The sequence below is a fragment of the Vibrio sp. T20 genome (genome assembly GCF_007858795.1).
In the GTDB taxonomy this organism is placed as follows: Bacteria; Pseudomonadota; Gammaproteobacteria; order Enterobacterales; family Vibrionaceae; genus Vibrio; species Vibrio satsumensis.
Genome location: NZ_VFEB01000211.1, coordinates 1 through 295, shown reverse-complemented (window position 1 = coordinate 295; position 295 = coordinate 1). Strand labels below are relative to the sequence as shown.

General features: G+C 38.3%; 1 pseudogene. It reads left to right on the top strand.

The window, feature by feature from the left end:
* Positions 1–295, top strand: a pseudogene (locus FTW16_RS21440) (hypothetical protein); the annotation flags it as partial.

Genomic DNA, 295 nt, shown 5'->3' with positions numbered 1-295 from the left:
AAATGACGGATCGTGAGCTTTCTGTGGCTGACAAGTCTCTGAACTCTGCGAATGTCACTGTGACGTATTTTTTCTATATCATTGCTGGTGTTGCTTCACTCATTGCCTTGGTTGGTTGGCAATCAATTAAAGAGCTCAAACATACCACTAAAGAAATGGCTGATCAGCGACTTAATTCTATTGCTCAAGATTATGAGAAGAAATTCAATGTTCTTGAAAGGGATCTTAAGCGTAAGACCAGTATCATCTCGGATAACAACCGAGAGATTGAAATTATCAATGAGATTCATAACTT